General features: G+C 71.0%; 12 protein-coding genes. 9 read left to right on the top strand and 3 right to left on the bottom strand.

Annotated features, from left to right (window positions below; translation table 11 throughout):
* The first annotated feature begins 47 nt into the window (after nt 1-47).
* The 4 genes from ACFWCK_RS14275 to ACFWCK_RS14260 all read left to right on the top strand — a co-directional run bounded on the left by ACFWCK_RS14275 (nt 48) and on the right by ACFWCK_RS14260 (nt 5,077).
* On the top strand, nt 48-1,433 hold the full coding sequence (locus ACFWCK_RS14275; protein WP_378806469.1) for an ATP-dependent RecD-like DNA helicase: 1,386 nt from the start codon (nt 48-50) through the stop codon (nt 1,431-1,433).
* Nucleotides 1,434-1,506: 73 nt separating this feature from the next.
* On the top strand, nt 1,507-2,523 hold the full coding sequence (locus tag ACFWCK_RS14270) for an endonuclease/exonuclease/phosphatase family protein (protein WP_378806468.1): 1,017 nt from the start codon (nt 1,507-1,509) through the stop codon (nt 2,521-2,523).
* Nucleotides 2,524-2,672: 149 nt separating this feature from the next.
* A complete protein-coding gene (locus ACFWCK_RS14265; RefSeq protein ID WP_378806466.1) occupies nt 2,673-3,221 on the top strand; it encodes a hypothetical protein in 549 nt (182 codons plus the stop codon).
* Nucleotides 3,222-3,325: 104 nt separating this feature from the next.
* Entirely contained in the window at nt 3,326-5,077 is a 1,752-nt protein-coding gene (locus tag ACFWCK_RS14260; RefSeq protein ID WP_378806465.1) for a sensor histidine kinase, read from the top strand.
* Between the two features lie 4 nt (nt 5,078-5,081).
* Here the strand turns inward: ACFWCK_RS14260 and ACFWCK_RS14255 are convergent, their stop codons facing one another.
* Together ACFWCK_RS14255 and ACFWCK_RS14250 are read right to left on the bottom strand one after the other, a co-directional pair.
* Nucleotides 5,082-5,735 (bottom strand): response regulator, encoded by a 654-nt coding sequence (locus ACFWCK_RS14255; RefSeq protein ID WP_378806464.1) that lies wholly within the window; start codon nt 5,733-5,735, stop codon nt 5,082-5,084.
* A 145-nt stretch (nt 5,736-5,880) separates the two neighbouring features.
* On the bottom strand, nt 5,881-6,951 hold the full coding sequence (locus ACFWCK_RS14250; protein ID WP_233311014.1) for a hypothetical protein: 1,071 nt from the start codon (nt 6,949-6,951) through the stop codon (nt 5,881-5,883).
* Between the two features lie 229 nt (nt 6,952-7,180).
* Between ACFWCK_RS14250 and ACFWCK_RS14245 the strand changes: the two genes are divergently transcribed.
* The 5 genes from ACFWCK_RS14245 (at nt 7,181) to ACFWCK_RS14225 (ending at nt 12,288) form a co-directional block, all read left to right on the top strand.
* Nucleotides 7,181-7,756 carry a hypothetical protein gene (locus ACFWCK_RS14245; protein WP_378806462.1) on the top strand — a complete coding sequence of 192 codons (576 nt, stop codon included), beginning with the start codon at nt 7,181-7,183 and terminating at the stop codon, nt 7,754-7,756.
* Nucleotides 7,753-9,030 carry a sensor histidine kinase gene (locus tag ACFWCK_RS14240; protein ID WP_378806461.1) on the top strand — a complete coding sequence of 426 codons (1,278 nt, stop codon included), beginning with the start codon at nt 7,753-7,755 and terminating at the stop codon, nt 9,028-9,030. The genes ACFWCK_RS14245 and ACFWCK_RS14240 overlap by 4 nt, the downstream gene beginning before the upstream one ends.
* Nucleotides 9,027-9,728 carry a response regulator gene (locus ACFWCK_RS14235; RefSeq protein WP_378806460.1) on the top strand — a complete coding sequence of 234 codons (702 nt, stop codon included), beginning with the start codon at nt 9,027-9,029 and terminating at the stop codon, nt 9,726-9,728. The genes ACFWCK_RS14240 and ACFWCK_RS14235 overlap by 4 nt, the downstream gene beginning before the upstream one ends.
* 121 nt (nt 9,729-9,849) lie before the next feature.
* Complete coding sequence (locus tag ACFWCK_RS14230) at nt 9,850-11,130, top strand: serine hydrolase domain-containing protein (protein ID WP_378806459.1); 1,281 nt, start codon at nt 9,850-9,852, stop codon at nt 11,128-11,130.
* Between the two features lie 141 nt (nt 11,131-11,271).
* Entirely contained in the window at nt 11,272-12,288 is a 1,017-nt protein-coding gene (locus ACFWCK_RS14225; protein ID WP_233311019.1) for a magnesium and cobalt transport protein CorA, read from the top strand.
* Nucleotides 12,289-12,345: 57 nt separating this feature from the next.
* On the opposite strand, the gene ACFWCK_RS14220 is transcribed toward ACFWCK_RS14225, so the two are convergent.
* A complete protein-coding gene (locus tag ACFWCK_RS14220; protein WP_378806458.1) occupies nt 12,346-13,380 on the bottom strand; it encodes a YeiH family protein in 1,035 nt (344 codons plus the stop codon).
* Nucleotides 13,381-13,421 lie beyond the last annotated feature (41 nt).

The following is a 13,421-nucleotide window of genomic DNA, read 5'->3' as shown; positions in this document are numbered from 1 at the left end:
AATGCGCGACCGCCGGAGAAGACGCGCGCCGGTAGAATTCGAGGACCGTGAGCACGCCGACCCTCTCCGCCGAACAGGAAGAACTGTTCCGACTGATCGAGGACTCCCGCGAGCACGTGTTCATCACGGGACGCGCCGGCACGGGCAAGTCGACGCTGCTGCAGCACTTCGCGTACAACACGCAGAAGCAGATCGCCGTCTGCGCGCCCACGGGCGTCGCGGCACTGAACGTCGAGGGGCAGACGATCCATTCGCTGTTCCGGCTACCCATCGGCCTCATCGCCGACAGCGAGATCGACCAGTCGGATGCGACGCGCAAGATCCTGAACGCGATCGACACGCTCGTGATCGACGAAGTCTCGATGGTCAACGCGGATCTGATGGACGCGATCGACCGGTCGCTGCGCCAGGCGCGCGGGCGGCGGGCCGAGGCGTTCGGCGGCGTGCAGGTGGTGATGTTCGGGGATCCGTATCAGCTGGCGCCGGTGCCGCCGCGCGGTGATGAGCTGCGTTACATCCAGGATCACTACCGCTCGTTCTGGTTCTTCGACGCCAAGGTCTGGACCGGCGGCGAGGCCACCGACGGGCTGCTCGACATCGGCACGCACGGCGCGACGCTGCACGTGCGCGAGCTCGTGCACATCCACCGGCAGTCCGACGCGGGGTTCAAGGCGATGCTGAACGCGGTGCGCTACGGCCGGGTGACCGCCGAGATCGCGGGCGCGCTCAATGACGCGGGCGCGAGAACGCCGCCCGAGCCGGCACCGGGCGAGATCCCGATGATCACACTCGCCACGCGCAACGACATCGTGAACGGCATCAACGCCCGCCATCTCGCGGCGCTGCCCGGCAAGGTGCAGAAGGCCAAGGCCGACATCTCCGGCGACTTCGGCCGCGGCGAGGCCAACTATCCGGCCGACCAGGAGCTGCAGCTCAAGGAGGGCGCGCAGGTGATGTTCCTGCGCAACGACATCTCCGCGATGCCGGATCCGCCGCGCTGGGTGAACGGAACGATCGGCACCGTGGTGCGCATCCTCGGCGACGCCGTGCGGGTGGAGATCGACGGCGAGGAGGTCGATGTCGAGCCCGCCGTCTGGGAGCGCTACCGCTACATCTACAACCCCGGCACCAAGACGCTCTCGCGAGAGGTGGTCGCGGAGTTCACCCAGTTCCCGCTGCGGCTCGCGTGGGCGGTCACGATCCACAAGTCGCAGGGCAAGACCTACGACCGGGCGATCGTGGACCTCGGATCCGGCGCGTTCGCCCCCGGGCAGACCTACGTCGCGCTGTCGCGGCTGACCTCGCTGGAGGGTCTGTATCTGTCCCGTCCGTTGCGCCCCCGCGACATCCGCGTCGACGAGGACGTGCGCCGCTTCATGCGCGCCGCGTGGGAGGCCCGCCAGGGCGACTCCACGCCGCAGGTCGGGTCCTAGGCCGCGCATGCGACACGACGGGTCAGGCGGTCGCGCCGGATCAGGCCGACGAGATCCAGATCCGCCTGATCGCGTGCGATCGCGGACAGTCGCAGCGGTGGTCCTGCTGCTCGTCGCGGTCGCGGTCGCGGTGATGCTCGTGTGGCCGCAGGCGCTCGGCGCGCAACGCGTCATCGGTGCGGCACAGCTGATCGCGTTCCGGGCGCCGCTGGCACTCGGGCTGGCCGTCGTCGCGGCGGTCACCGGCGCCGTGGTGCTGCTGATGCGCCGTCGGGAGGTGCGGCTGCGGCGGATGCTGGTCGCGCTCACGGCGGTCGTCGCGCTCGCCGCGGGCGGGAACGCGGCGGTGCTCCTCGCCCGCGGCACGGCGGCCGGCGGGACGGGGGTCCTGAGCAACGGCGATCTGACCGTGCTGGTGTGGAACACCCAGGGCGGCGCCACATCGCCCGCCGAGGTCGCCGAGCTCGTGCTCTCCTCCGGGGCCGAGGTGGTCAGCCTGCCCGAGATGGATGACGATGCCGCCGCCGAGGTCGCGCGGCGGGTGACCGCCGGAGGGATGCCCATGACGGCGGCCACCACCAGGGCCGTCGCCGACTCGTCGGAGCCTTCGTGGATCCCGACCTCGTTGCTCGTCGCCGACCGCCGAGGCGCGTACCGGCTCGACGCCTCGGCGGGCACGACCCGCGGGCTGCCGAGCGGAGTGTGGCGGCCGGTGGACGGATCGGGCCCTGTCATCGTCGCCGCTCACCCCGCCGCGCCGCTGTCCGACGGCATGGGCGACTGGCGCGCCGGTCTGGACTGGGTCCGTGCGCAGTGCCAGGCGATCGGGCCCGAGCTGATCCTCGCCGGCGACCTCAACGCCACGGTGGATCACCTCGACCTCGGCGACTGCCGTGACGCCGCGACCGAAGCGCACGCCGCGGCGACCGGCACCTGGCCGGCCACGATGCCGGCGTGGCTCGCCGCGCCGATCGATCATGTGCTCGTCGGATCCGCCTGGCACGTGCGCGAGGTGCGGGTGGTCGACGCGACCGGAGGCACCGACCATCGGGCTCTGGTCGCGGTGCTGGCTCGGCAAGCGCGTCGATGACGGGGCGCGGTTCTGTCCAAGGCTGGATCATGCTCGGTCATCGCTGTGCGCCGGCCGTCAGCGACGCGTCGGCGCCTGTGCGTGCGCGAGGACCTCGGTGTCGATGGTCAGCTGGTCCCGGTTAGGCTCGGGCCCGTGAGGGGGAGGGGATGACGAGGACGAGCCAGGAGGCGCCGGCACGGAACGAGGCAATCTACGACACCGTCGCCCTGACGGCGTCGCTCGCGGCCATGCTCGGAAGCGTCGCCATCACGGTCGTCATCTGCCTGGGCGGCGTGCTCGGGATCCTGTCGGAGCCGTCCGACGCTTCGCTGTGGACCCTGCCCTATCTTGCGGCGTTCACCATGATCGCCGCCGCTCTCGTCATCCAGGCTGCTCTTCCGGATGACTTCGTGCGCAGTGCAGGCCTGCTCTTCGTGAGCGCGCTCCTCGGTGTTCCGACCCTCGCGGCGGCGTGGGTCATCGGGGGGTTGCTCGCCTGGGGATTCAGCAGCGTGGCCGGTGTCGTCCGAGGTGTCGCGGGGCTCGCCCTGATCCTGATCCCCATGACGTGCGTGATCATCACCTCCGCCCAGCTGACGATCTTCACGGAGCGGTCGCGGCGCGAACGGCTGACCGTGATCGGCATCATCGTCGGCGGTTCCGTCGTCGTCGTCGCGGCAGCACTCATCGCCGGCGACCTGGTCCGCGGGGGCTGATCCGCCGAGCCGCCCCCCAGTGGGCGTTCGATGAGCGAGCGTGGCGAGATGAAGGACGCCCGAGAACCATTCCGCACACCGACCGGTCCTGGGATCCTGTACCCATGACACGGCTCAACGGTCCTCCGGGCGGACGCGTCCCGGCGGCGGGAGGACCGGGCCTGCGCGACGCGCTGGTCGGCATCGGGATCCTGATGGCCGCGCTCTGCCTCGTCGAGCTCGCCGTCCCCTCGTCGTCGCGAGGCCTCGGCGGATCGCTCCTCGACGGAGTGCTGGTCGCCGTCTACACCGTCACCGGCCTGCTCGCCTGGTCACGGCGTCCGCACAACCGCATCGGCCGGCTGATGCTGCTGACCGCGCTGGCGCTGTGGGCGTCGCGCACGCAGGACGACGACCTCCCGGCCCTGCACATCCTCGGCACGCTGACGTCCAGTCTGCCGCTGGCGCTGCTGCTGCACCTGCTGCTCGCGTTCCCCTCCGGGCGACTGGCGAGCCGTGCCGCCCGGAGGATCGTGACCGTCGCCTACCTCGTGTCCGTGGTGCCCCAGATCCTCGTGGTCCTGCAGCCCGCCGTGACCGAGGTCGCTTGGACCCTCCAGGCGGTGGTCGGGATCGGCACGCTCATCGTCACGATCGTGCTCCGCGGGCGTGGGCTCGGACGGATGCCTGCGCTGCTGCGGCGCCAGTTGCTCCCGTTCATCGGCTACGGGTTCGCGGCGCTCGCCGTGATCGCCGCGACCGTCGTGATCCTGCACCTCGATTCCCGTCCCGGTGCCCAGCAGGCGGCCGCCGTCGTGCAATCGGTGATGCTCGGCGGCCTGCCGATCGCCTTCCTCGTCGGGTTGACGTTCGGCGCCTTCGGTCGGGCGGGCGAGATCGCCGAGGCCGCAGCGGGCATCGCGGCGGCGTCGATGGACCCAGCCCTGCTCGACACCCTCGCGGCGCGGGCACTGGGCGACCCGGGTGCCCGCGTCCTCTGGACCTCGAACCCGGACGGGGCGGATCCCTCCCGCTTCGTCGACAGCGACGGGCGCCCTGTCACCGTGCCCCCGGAACGCGGCCGGTGGCCGATCGGCCCGCCGGAGGCCCCCACCGGCACGCTCCTGTACGACCGCGAGCTGATCGCTGACCGGAGCCTGGTCGCGACGGTGTCCGCGCAGCTCGGACTCGCGATGGACAAGCAGCGCCTGATCGTCGAGCTGCGCTCCGCCGTCCAGCAGCTCCATGTGGCCGCGGAGGAGCTGCAGACCTCCCGCCGCCGGATCGTCGTGGCGGCGGACGCCGAACGCCGCCGGATCGCCCAGGACCTGCACGACGGCGCCCAGCAGCGCATCGTCCTGGTCGGCATCGACGTGCAGCGGATGGCGCGGCAGGCCGACGATGCGGACTACGTGCGCTCCGAGGCGGCGCAGATCGCCGAACGCTGCGGATCCCTCCTGGACGAGCTGCGCAGCCTGGTCGAGGGCCTCATGCCGAGCCGGCTGAAGGACCACGGGCTGGAAGCCGCGGTCACCGCGCTGGCCGACCAGATCCGGATCCCGGTGCGGGTCGAGGTCTCAGGAGCCCTCGACCGGATGGACGCCGAGGTCGAGTCGACCGGCTACTTCGTGATCGCGGAGGCCCTGACCAACGCCGTGAAGCACGCCGGTGCACAGGAGATCGTGGTGAGCCTGACCGTGCGGGACGGCCGCCTGCGGATCGCAGTGACCGACGACGGGACGGGGGCGGCCGGGGCAGCTCCGGGGTTCGGTCTGCGCAGCCTCAGGGATCGGGTCGAGACCCTGGGCGGCACGATGACGCTCGAGCCGGCCGGGCGCGGCGGGACGACGCTGCGGGCGCAGCTGCCGCTCGGATAGGCCTTCAGCGGTCCAGGAAGCGCATCACGGCGAGGACCCGGCGATGGTCGTCGGGATCCGGCGGCAGGTCGAGGGTCGTGAAGATGAGGGCGATGCTGCGCGCGACCGCCTTCTCCGTCACGAAGAGCTCGCGCGCGATGCGGGCGTTGCTGTAGCCCTGCGCCATCAGCTGCAGCACCTCCAGTCGCCTGGGCGTGAGCTGCGCGATGCCGCCGTCCCGATGGTCTCGGACCTCGCGGCGCACCATCGAGGTGATGACGTCCGAGTCGATGCTGGATCCGCCGTCGGCGACCCGCTGGACGGAGTCGAGGAAGTCCTCCAGGTTGAGGATGCGGCGCTTGAGCAGATAGCCGATACCGGCGGCGCCGTCGGCCAGCAGCTCCATGGCGCCGGTGGCGTCCACGTACTGGGACAGCACGATGACGGCCGTACCGGGAAGTTCCTGGCGGATCCGTTTCGCCGCCCGGAGGCCGTCGTCGGCGAAGTCCGGCGGCATCCTGATGTCGGTGAGCACGAGGTCGGGGCGATGGGCGCGGGTCTTGCCGAGCAGGTCATCCGCATCACCCGCCGTCGCGACGATCTCGTGACCCTCGTCGGTCAGGATCCGGGAGATGCCCTCGCGCAGCAGGACCTCGTCCTCGGCGATGACGACGCGCATACCTGCTCCTGCCTGACGATGCGGACTCCCGGTGGTGACCCGACAGTACCGGAGCAGAACCGCCGCCCACACACCCTCTCGGGCGCGGGCGGCGGCTCGGATCCGTGGCTCCCCAGTTCCTCGGATCCCCCAGCTCCCCAGTGGGTCAGTCGGTCGGCGTGATCGGCTTGATCTCGGCGACCTGCGGCAGGTTGGCCTTCTCCTGGTCGGTCAGCGGGCGTGCGACACTGTCGTAGAGCGGGTCGGCGTCCTTCTTCGGGACGTCGAAGTACACCCCGGTGAGCTTCCAGGTGGTCTTGCCCATCGTGACGGTGAAGTCGCCGGTCACCCGGTCGGTCAGCGACCGCGACCACATGTTGTAGTTCGAGTAAGGGCTCATCGTGTAGTTGTGCACCTTGGTGGTCTCCTTGGTGTCGGACCAGGAGCCGCCGTACTTGTGGCTGAGTCCCGCCTCGAGGATCCCCTTGATCGTCAGCTTGGCGGATCCGGTCGTCTCGACCGAGGAGGTGGTGGTGGCCACGACCTTGGTGGTGAAGCTCTCCGGACGCGCCGTGTCGGTGTTGTTCGCGCCGCCGGCGACCAGCCTGCGCTGATCCGGACCGTCCACCTTCGTCACCGGCGTGAACGTGCACGACGCGAGACCCGAGACGCAGGTCTGGTTGAGCAGCTCGGCCTGACGCTGCGCATCCGATGCGGGCACGGTGATCGTGGAGAATTCCTTCTCGGACAGGATCAGCCGGCCCGCGGTGATGCCCTGGTTCTCGACGGTGAAGGTGGCACCGGCATCCGTGCGGATGTTGGTGCCGCTGAACGCGTCCACCACGAGCGTGGCCTCGAAGGCCCCGATCCGGATCGAGCCGTCGGCCAGGGGCTCGCTGTAGTTGAACGTGAGGGTCGTCTCGCCGCGCTTGGCGAAGTAGTAGACCTTCTCGTAGCGGTATGACTGACCGGGGAGGATCTTCGTGCCGGTCGGTCGGTACTGATCGCGCTCGCCCGGGCTGCCGATCCCGGTCAGCTCCAGGGTGTGCTTGGTCGTGTTGACGATGTCGAACCCGCGGGTGACATCTGCCGTGGCCGCGGCGCGTACCGGGGTCGCGGCCGACGCGGGCGCGGCGGTGGCGACGCCGACGGCGATCGAGCCGAGCACGGTCGCGCCGACGAGCCCGGCTCCGACGAGGCGTCTGGTGGTCTTGCTGGTGGTCTTGGTGGTGTTCATGGTGTCCTTCTCTCACTGCCCGCGAGGGGCTTCTGCGGCATCCCGGTCCGGGAAGTTCTCGTACTGAAAAGGCTAGAAATCGCCGTTCCCCCCGCCGATGGTCGTGCCACCACAACCGTGTGGTGCCTGCACCACATCGCGGGGTGGAACGTGGATCTCCACCCGCCGGGCGCGGATCTCCACCCCTGGGCGGTGCCGCCGGATCCGGCATCCGAGGAGCATCGAGGACATGAACCTCTCGATCGTCTCCAACGTCCTGCTGATCCTCGTCGCGGTCGGCGTGATCGCCGTCCGGCAGATGACCTGGCGTCCGGTGCTCGGCGCTCGCGACTGGAGCTTCCCCGCGGTCGCGGCGATCCTCGGCGTGGCCCTGCTGCTGCAGTCGCTGAACGGGCACGGACTCGGCGTGATCGATGTCGTCGCGTTCGTCGTCGAGATGGTGATCGCCCTGGTCGTGGGCGCCGCGATGGGCGCGATCGCGCACATCCGCCGGATCGCCCGACCAGCCGGAGCCGCCCCGGTCACGGCCGGGCTCTCGGCCAGGACCGCGGCCGTGGCCGCCGCCGAGTTCGAGACCCGCACCTCGCCGTGGGGCCTGGCGCTGTGGGTCGTGCTGATCGGCGTGCGGGTGGGCCTGACATTCGCGTTCGAGTCGTTCGGCAGCCACCTCGGAATCTCGGGCGGACTGATCCTGCTCGTGCTCGCCGCGAACCGCGCCGCGCGCATCCTGGTGCTGCACCACCGGGTCGAGGGACTGCGCCGCAGCACCGCGCAGGACCCATCGGCGCGCATCATGGTCTCGTGACCCGCATCAACCCGCTCACCTGGTGGAGCGCCGGCATCAATCTCGCCGGCGCTCTCGCCGTCGGCTACGGGCTGTGGCGAGCCGCCCCCCTGGTCTCTCCCTGGGTCACCGCCCTCGCTCTGATCGGACTCGCGGCCTGGGTGGTCCGCACCCTGGTCGCGGCGACGCGCGGCGGAACGGATCCGGTCCCGACGGCGGGGACGCCGGCGCCGGTCGCACAGGCGGGGGAGTCCCGTGCCTCGGTGCCGGCGTCGCTGCTCGCGATCGGACTGCTCGCCGCGATGACGATCGCGGGCAGCCTCACGGCCGTCCCGACGCGCGGGGTGGGTGTGGCGCTGCTCGTGGTCGCGGTGATGATCGTCACGAGCGACCCCGAGACGCCGCTGCCGGTCTTCGGAGGGGTCGCGGTCGCGGGAGCGCTCGGGATCGCGCTGGGCGCCGCGCTCGCGCAGGCCGGTGCGACGGGAAAGGCCGGATCCGAGGTCGACGTGCTCGGATTCGCCGGGATCGTCGCCGCCCTCGTGCTGTGCGTGATCGCGGGTCTCGGCCGCCGGGCGCAGCGGGTGCTCCTGGTCGAGCGGGAACACGCGAGCGCCGAGGCGCTGCGGGCGCAGGCGACCGCCGCACGCGTGGCGCTGGCCCGCGACCTGCACGACGTGCTGGCCCACAGCCTGGGCGGACTCGTGGTCCAGCTGGACGCGGCGGAGGCGCTCCTCGACGCGGGCGACGCCGGTCGCGCGGCAGAACGGGTGACGGCCGCGCGACGACTCGCCGTGGAGGGGCTGGAAGAGGCGCGTGACGCCGTGCGGGCACTGCGCGAGCCGACGGAGCAACCCGGATCCGACGCCGCGGAGCCCGTGCCGCCGATCGAACTCGAGTCCCGGATCCGCGCACTCGTCACCGGTGAGAAGAACGCCCGCCTCGACGTCGTCGGCGCGCCGCGCTCCGTGCCGGCCGCGCTCGCCGAGGCGCTGGTCCGCGCGGTGCAGGAGGGGCTGAGCAACGCGCGCAAGCACGCGCCGGGTGCAGAGGTGCGCGTCGGGCTGGTCTGGCATCCTGACCGGGTGGAGTGCACGATCGACAACCCGGTCCCGGCGGCCGCGCCGGATGCGGCGCTCGTCGCGACCGGCGGCGGCTACGGGCTGCGCGGGGTGCGCGAGCGCTTCGCCGCGCTCGGCGGAACCGCCCGCGCCGGTCTGGTGCCGGGCCCCTCGCACGTCCCAGGGGCCGAACGGGGCGACCGGTTCGTCCTGCGGGTGGAGGCACCGGCATGACCACGCGGATCCGCATTGTGCTCGCCGACGACCAGGCGATCATCCGCGACGGCCTGGAGACGGTGCTGGACCTCGTCGAGGACTTCGAGGTCGTCGGCACCGCGGCCGACGGCGCGGAGGCCGTGGCGCTCATCGCCGCGACGCGTCCCGACGTCGCCCTGATGGATCTGCGGATGCCCGTGCTGGACGGCGCCGCCGCGACCCGGCGGGTCACGGCGGAGACGCCGGGCACCGCCGTGCCGGTGCTGACCACCTTCGCCGACGACGCCGACATCGTCGCCGCGCTGCGCGCCGGCGCCCGCGGCTACCTCACCAAGGACGCGGGGCGGGCCGAGCTCGCCGCCGCGATCCGCGCGGTCGCCGCGGGGCAGTCCACGTTCTCGGCGCCGGTGCGGGACGTGCTGCTCGGGCGGATCGACGCTCCGGACGCCACCGCGCCGGATGCTCACGGACCCTCCCTCGCCGGCACGGATCCGGATCCCGCCTCGGCAGCGGCGCTCGCCACGCGTTTCCCTGCGCTCACGGCCCGGGAACGCGAGGTCTACGCCCTCATCCTGCTGGGCCGGTCGAACGGCGAGATCGCTCAGGCGCTCTACGTCGGGGTGGCCACGGTGAAGACGCACGTCAACGCGCTGTTCGCCAAGCTCGGCGTGCGCGATCGGGCACAGGCGATCGCGAAAGGACTGGGGCGGGGCTGAGATCGCGTGGGCGGGGGATCCCGCACATCACGATCTTCACCCGATGTCCGGGATCATCCTCAGGGATGACGTCGGCCCTGAGAAGGGCCGCTTACAATCGTGAGGAATGTCAGGGGGGCGAATGCGTCGGATCACAGGCCGTCGGATAGGGGCGCTGGTCGCCGGTGCCGTGGTGGCGGCACTCGCGTTGAGCGGATGCTCGGGCAACGCGGCAGCTCCCTCGTACTCCCCGAAGCCGCAGGTGCAGGGCGAACTGCCGTCCGAGATGCAGGACCAGATCAAAGCGGCCGTCCAGCGCGCGATGGCGGCGAGCGGATCGAGCGGCGCGATCGTCGGCGTGTGGGCGCCGTGGGGCGGAAGCTACGTCGCGGGTCTCGGCACCGTCTCGGTCGAGGACAAGACGCCGGTGAGCACCGACATGTCGTTCCGCATCGGCGACGTCACGCGGCTGATGACCTGCGACGTGCTCTACGCGCTGGCCGACCGCGACACGGTCAAGCTCGACGCGTCGATCACCGAGTACGTCTCCGGCGTCCCGGATCTGCAGGACGTCACGCTGCTGGATCTGTGCAACGGCACCGGCGGGATCGGTTCCTCCCAGGCGACGGCGATGCCGATGTGGCTGAACAACCCCGACCGGCAGTGGGATCCGAAGGAACTGGCGTCCTACGGGCTCGCACAGAACCGCACGCCCCCGCACACCGGCTACCGCGACTCCGACGCCGGCTATCTGCTGCTCGGGCAGGCGCTCGAGCGTGTCACGGGTCAGACCGCGGCACAGCTCATCCGCCAGTACGTGACCGCCCCGCTCGGGCTGGGCTCCACGTCACTGCCCGGTCCCCAGGCCGCCGCGCCCACCCCGTCACCCGCGCTGAAGGGCTCTTACCTGGCTCAGGTCGACGGCGCCTATCAGTGCGCGAAGCCCACGGACATCACCGTGAGCTCGTCGAGCAACGGCTACACCGACTCGGGAGTGGTCTCCACGATCACCGACCTCGGGCGGTACATGCAGGCCGAGGCCGAGCAGGCGCTGCGCCTGAAGAAGACCCCGAAGCGCTTCGGCACGCCGCTGCGTATCGCGGACGATGCTCCGACCTGGTACCAGGCCGCGGGCGGTGCGAGGCTGGTCGGGTCGATGATCGGCCAGCACGGCGGGACGCCCGGCTACCTGACGGCGGCCTATTCCGACCCCGCGACCGGCTTCACGGTCGCCGTGGTGCTGAACGATTCCACCGTCGGCGACGCGTTCGCGGGCGACCTCGCGTTCGAGCTCGCCGCGATCGCCTCCAAGGCGCCTGCGGGCAAGGGCAGGACCGCGCCGGAGTTCGCCCTGCCGTTCACCTCGGACGACTACGCTAAGGCGGTCGACGGCGCGGCCATCTGCCCGCTGCCGCAGGGCTGATGCGAGAGTCCCGCCGCGCGCGGGAATCCCGCTTCCCCGGGCCCGATCGGCTGTCGGAAGGCAGCTGACGGGTCCGTTCGACGCCTCCCGCGATTCGGCCGGCCTGAAGGCCGAAGCGCACGCACGACCCGAGGAGCAACCATGGCGATCGTCGACAACGGCATCTATGTGGACGGCGTCCGCACCGACACCCCGCACACGCTGGACGAGACGTTCGAGCTCATGCATGCCCGCGAGGGCATGGGCTGGATCGGCCTGTATCGCCCCAGCGAGGAGGAGGTGCGTCAGGTCGCCGCGGAGTTCGGGTTGCATGAACTGGCCGTGGAGGATGCGCTGACCGGACATCAGCGCTCCAAGCTCGAGCGCTACGGCGAGACCCTGTTCATCGTGCTCCGCCCTGCCCGCTACCTGGACGTCGCGGAGGAGGTCGAATTCGGCGAGCTGCACGTGTTCGTGGGGCCCAACTTCGTGGTCACCATCCGGCACGCCGAGACGCCCAGCCTGAGCCGGGTGCGCGGGCGCATGGAGCACGATCCCGAGCTGCTCGCCCGCGGCCCCGAGGCCGTGCTCTACGCGATCCTCGACGAACTGGTCGATGAGTACACCCCGGTGCTGAACGGCCTGGAGAACGACATCGACGAGATCGAGGCGCAGCTGTTCCTCGAGGAGTCCGATGTCACCCAGCGCATCTACGAGCTGTCGAGCGAGGTGATCGACTTCCAGAAGGCCACGCAGCCGCTGCAGCCGATGCTCGAGAACCTGCTGCGCGGATCCGCGAAGTACGCAGTCGATCTGGAGCTGCAGCGCTACCTGCGCGACGTGCTCGACCACATCCTGACCCTGTCGGAGCGGGTCTCGACCTTCCGGGCGAACCTCGACAACGCGCTGACCGTGGAGGCGACGATCGTCGCCCGGCGACAGAACGAGGAGATGCGCCGGATGACCGAGGAGAGCATCCGGCAGGGCGAGGAGGTCAAGAAGATCTCCAGCTGGGCCGCCATCTTCTTCGCGCCGACCATCGTGGCAGGCATCTACGGGATGAACTTCCACGTGATCCCTGAGCTGGCCTGGCCGTTCGGCTATCCGATGGCGATCGGCCTGATGGTCGGCGGCGCTTTCGTGCTGTACCTGGTGTTCAAGAAGCGCGGCTGGCTGTAACAGGATCCGCCCCCTCGGGGTGGTTGAGCGAGGACGCCGCAGGGAGGGCGCACCCCGTCAGGATCCGGTCAGCGCGATCACGGCGAGGGCGGTGGCGGTGACCAGGATCCACAGGATGGCGCCGAGCAGGAGCGGCCGCCAGCCGGCTCTGCGCAGCGCTGCGACGTCGGTGGACAGCCCGATACCGGCCATCGCGGTGGCGATGAGGAACCCGCTCGCGTGCACCATCGCCTCGCGGGGACCTGCGGGGATCACCCCGAGGGATCCGATCACTGCGACGACCAGGAATCCGATGAGGAACCACGGCACCAGCCCGACCACGCCGCGCACCGTCATCCGGCGCCCCTCGACGGCCCGGCGCGACTCGATCACGGAGAGCCCGATCGAGATCGGGATGATCATCAGGGTGCGCACGAGCTTCACCACGACGGCGTAGCCGAGCGCGGCCGCGCCGAAGACGCTCGCCGCGGCGACCACGGAGCTGGTGTCGTTCACGGCGGTGCCGGCGAGCAGTCCGAAGGTGTGCGGATCCATGCCCAGGGCGTGGCCGAGCAGGGGGAACAGCACCACGGCGAGGATGTTGAAGACGAAGATCGTCGACACCGCGTATGACACCTCCGCGCTGAGCGCGCCGATCACCGGGGACACGGCGGCAATCGCGGAAGCCCCGCAGATCCCCGTGCCGACGCCGATCAGCGTCCGCAGCCGCTGCGGCACCCGCAGCGCCCGCCCGATGATCCAGGTGCCCAGCAGGCACACGGTGAGCGTGGACAGCATCACCGGCAGCGACTCCGCGCCCACGCGCAGGATCGCGTCGAGCGACAGCTGCGCGCCCAGCAGCACCACCGCCAGCTGCAGCAGGAACCGGCCCGAGTATTCCACGCCGGGCTGGAACCGCGCGCCGGGTCGGCGGATCACGGCGACGACCACGCCGATCACGATCGCGGGCAGTGCGGATCCGAGCACGGGGACCGCCGTGCCGATCAGGGTCGCCGCGACGGCGATCGGCACGGTGAGCGCCAGGCCCGGCAGCACGTCCACCCCGCGTGCGACGAGGCGAGAGGGGAACGTGCGGGCAGGGCGGAACATCATGGATCCAGGCTCGTCCGCCGGCGTCGTCCGCGGTATCCGGC

Origin of the sequence: Microbacterium sp. NPDC060117, from assembly GCF_042729315.1 — a bacterium.
In the GTDB taxonomy this organism is placed as follows: Bacteria; Actinomycetota; Actinomycetes; order Actinomycetales; family Microbacteriaceae; genus Microbacterium.
This window is presented reverse-complemented; position numbering and strand designations above follow the sequence as displayed.

What these genes read in the sequence shown, in the direction of transcription:
- ACFWCK_RS14265 (WP_378806466.1), top strand. Translation starts at nt 2,673, where the DNA reads ATGACGAGGACGAGCCAGGAGGCGCCGGCACGGAACGAGGCAATCTAC.
- ACFWCK_RS14260 (WP_378806465.1), top strand. Translation starts at nt 3,326, where the DNA reads ATGACACGGCTCAACGGTCCTCCGGGCGGACGCGTCCCGGCGGCGGGA.
- ACFWCK_RS14255 (WP_378806464.1), bottom strand. Translation starts at nt 5,735, where the DNA reads ATGCGCGTCGTCATCGCCGAGGACGAGGTCCTGCTGCGCGAGGGCATC.
- ACFWCK_RS14250 (WP_233311014.1), bottom strand. Translation starts at nt 6,951, where the DNA reads ATGAACACCACCAAGACCACCAGCAAGACCACCAGACGCCTCGTCGGA.
- ACFWCK_RS14245 (WP_378806462.1), top strand. Translation starts at nt 7,181, where the DNA reads ATGAACCTCTCGATCGTCTCCAACGTCCTGCTGATCCTCGTCGCGGTC.
- ACFWCK_RS14235 (WP_378806460.1), top strand. Translation starts at nt 9,027, where the DNA reads ATGACCACGCGGATCCGCATTGTGCTCGCCGACGACCAGGCGATCATC.
- ACFWCK_RS14230 (WP_378806459.1), top strand. Translation starts at nt 9,850, where the DNA reads ATGCGTCGGATCACAGGCCGTCGGATAGGGGCGCTGGTCGCCGGTGCC.
- ACFWCK_RS14225 (WP_233311019.1), top strand. Translation starts at nt 11,272, where the DNA reads ATGGCGATCGTCGACAACGGCATCTATGTGGACGGCGTCCGCACCGAC.
- ACFWCK_RS14220 (WP_378806458.1), bottom strand. Translation starts at nt 13,380, where the DNA reads ATGATGTTCCGCCCTGCCCGCACGTTCCCCTCTCGCCTCGTCGCACGC.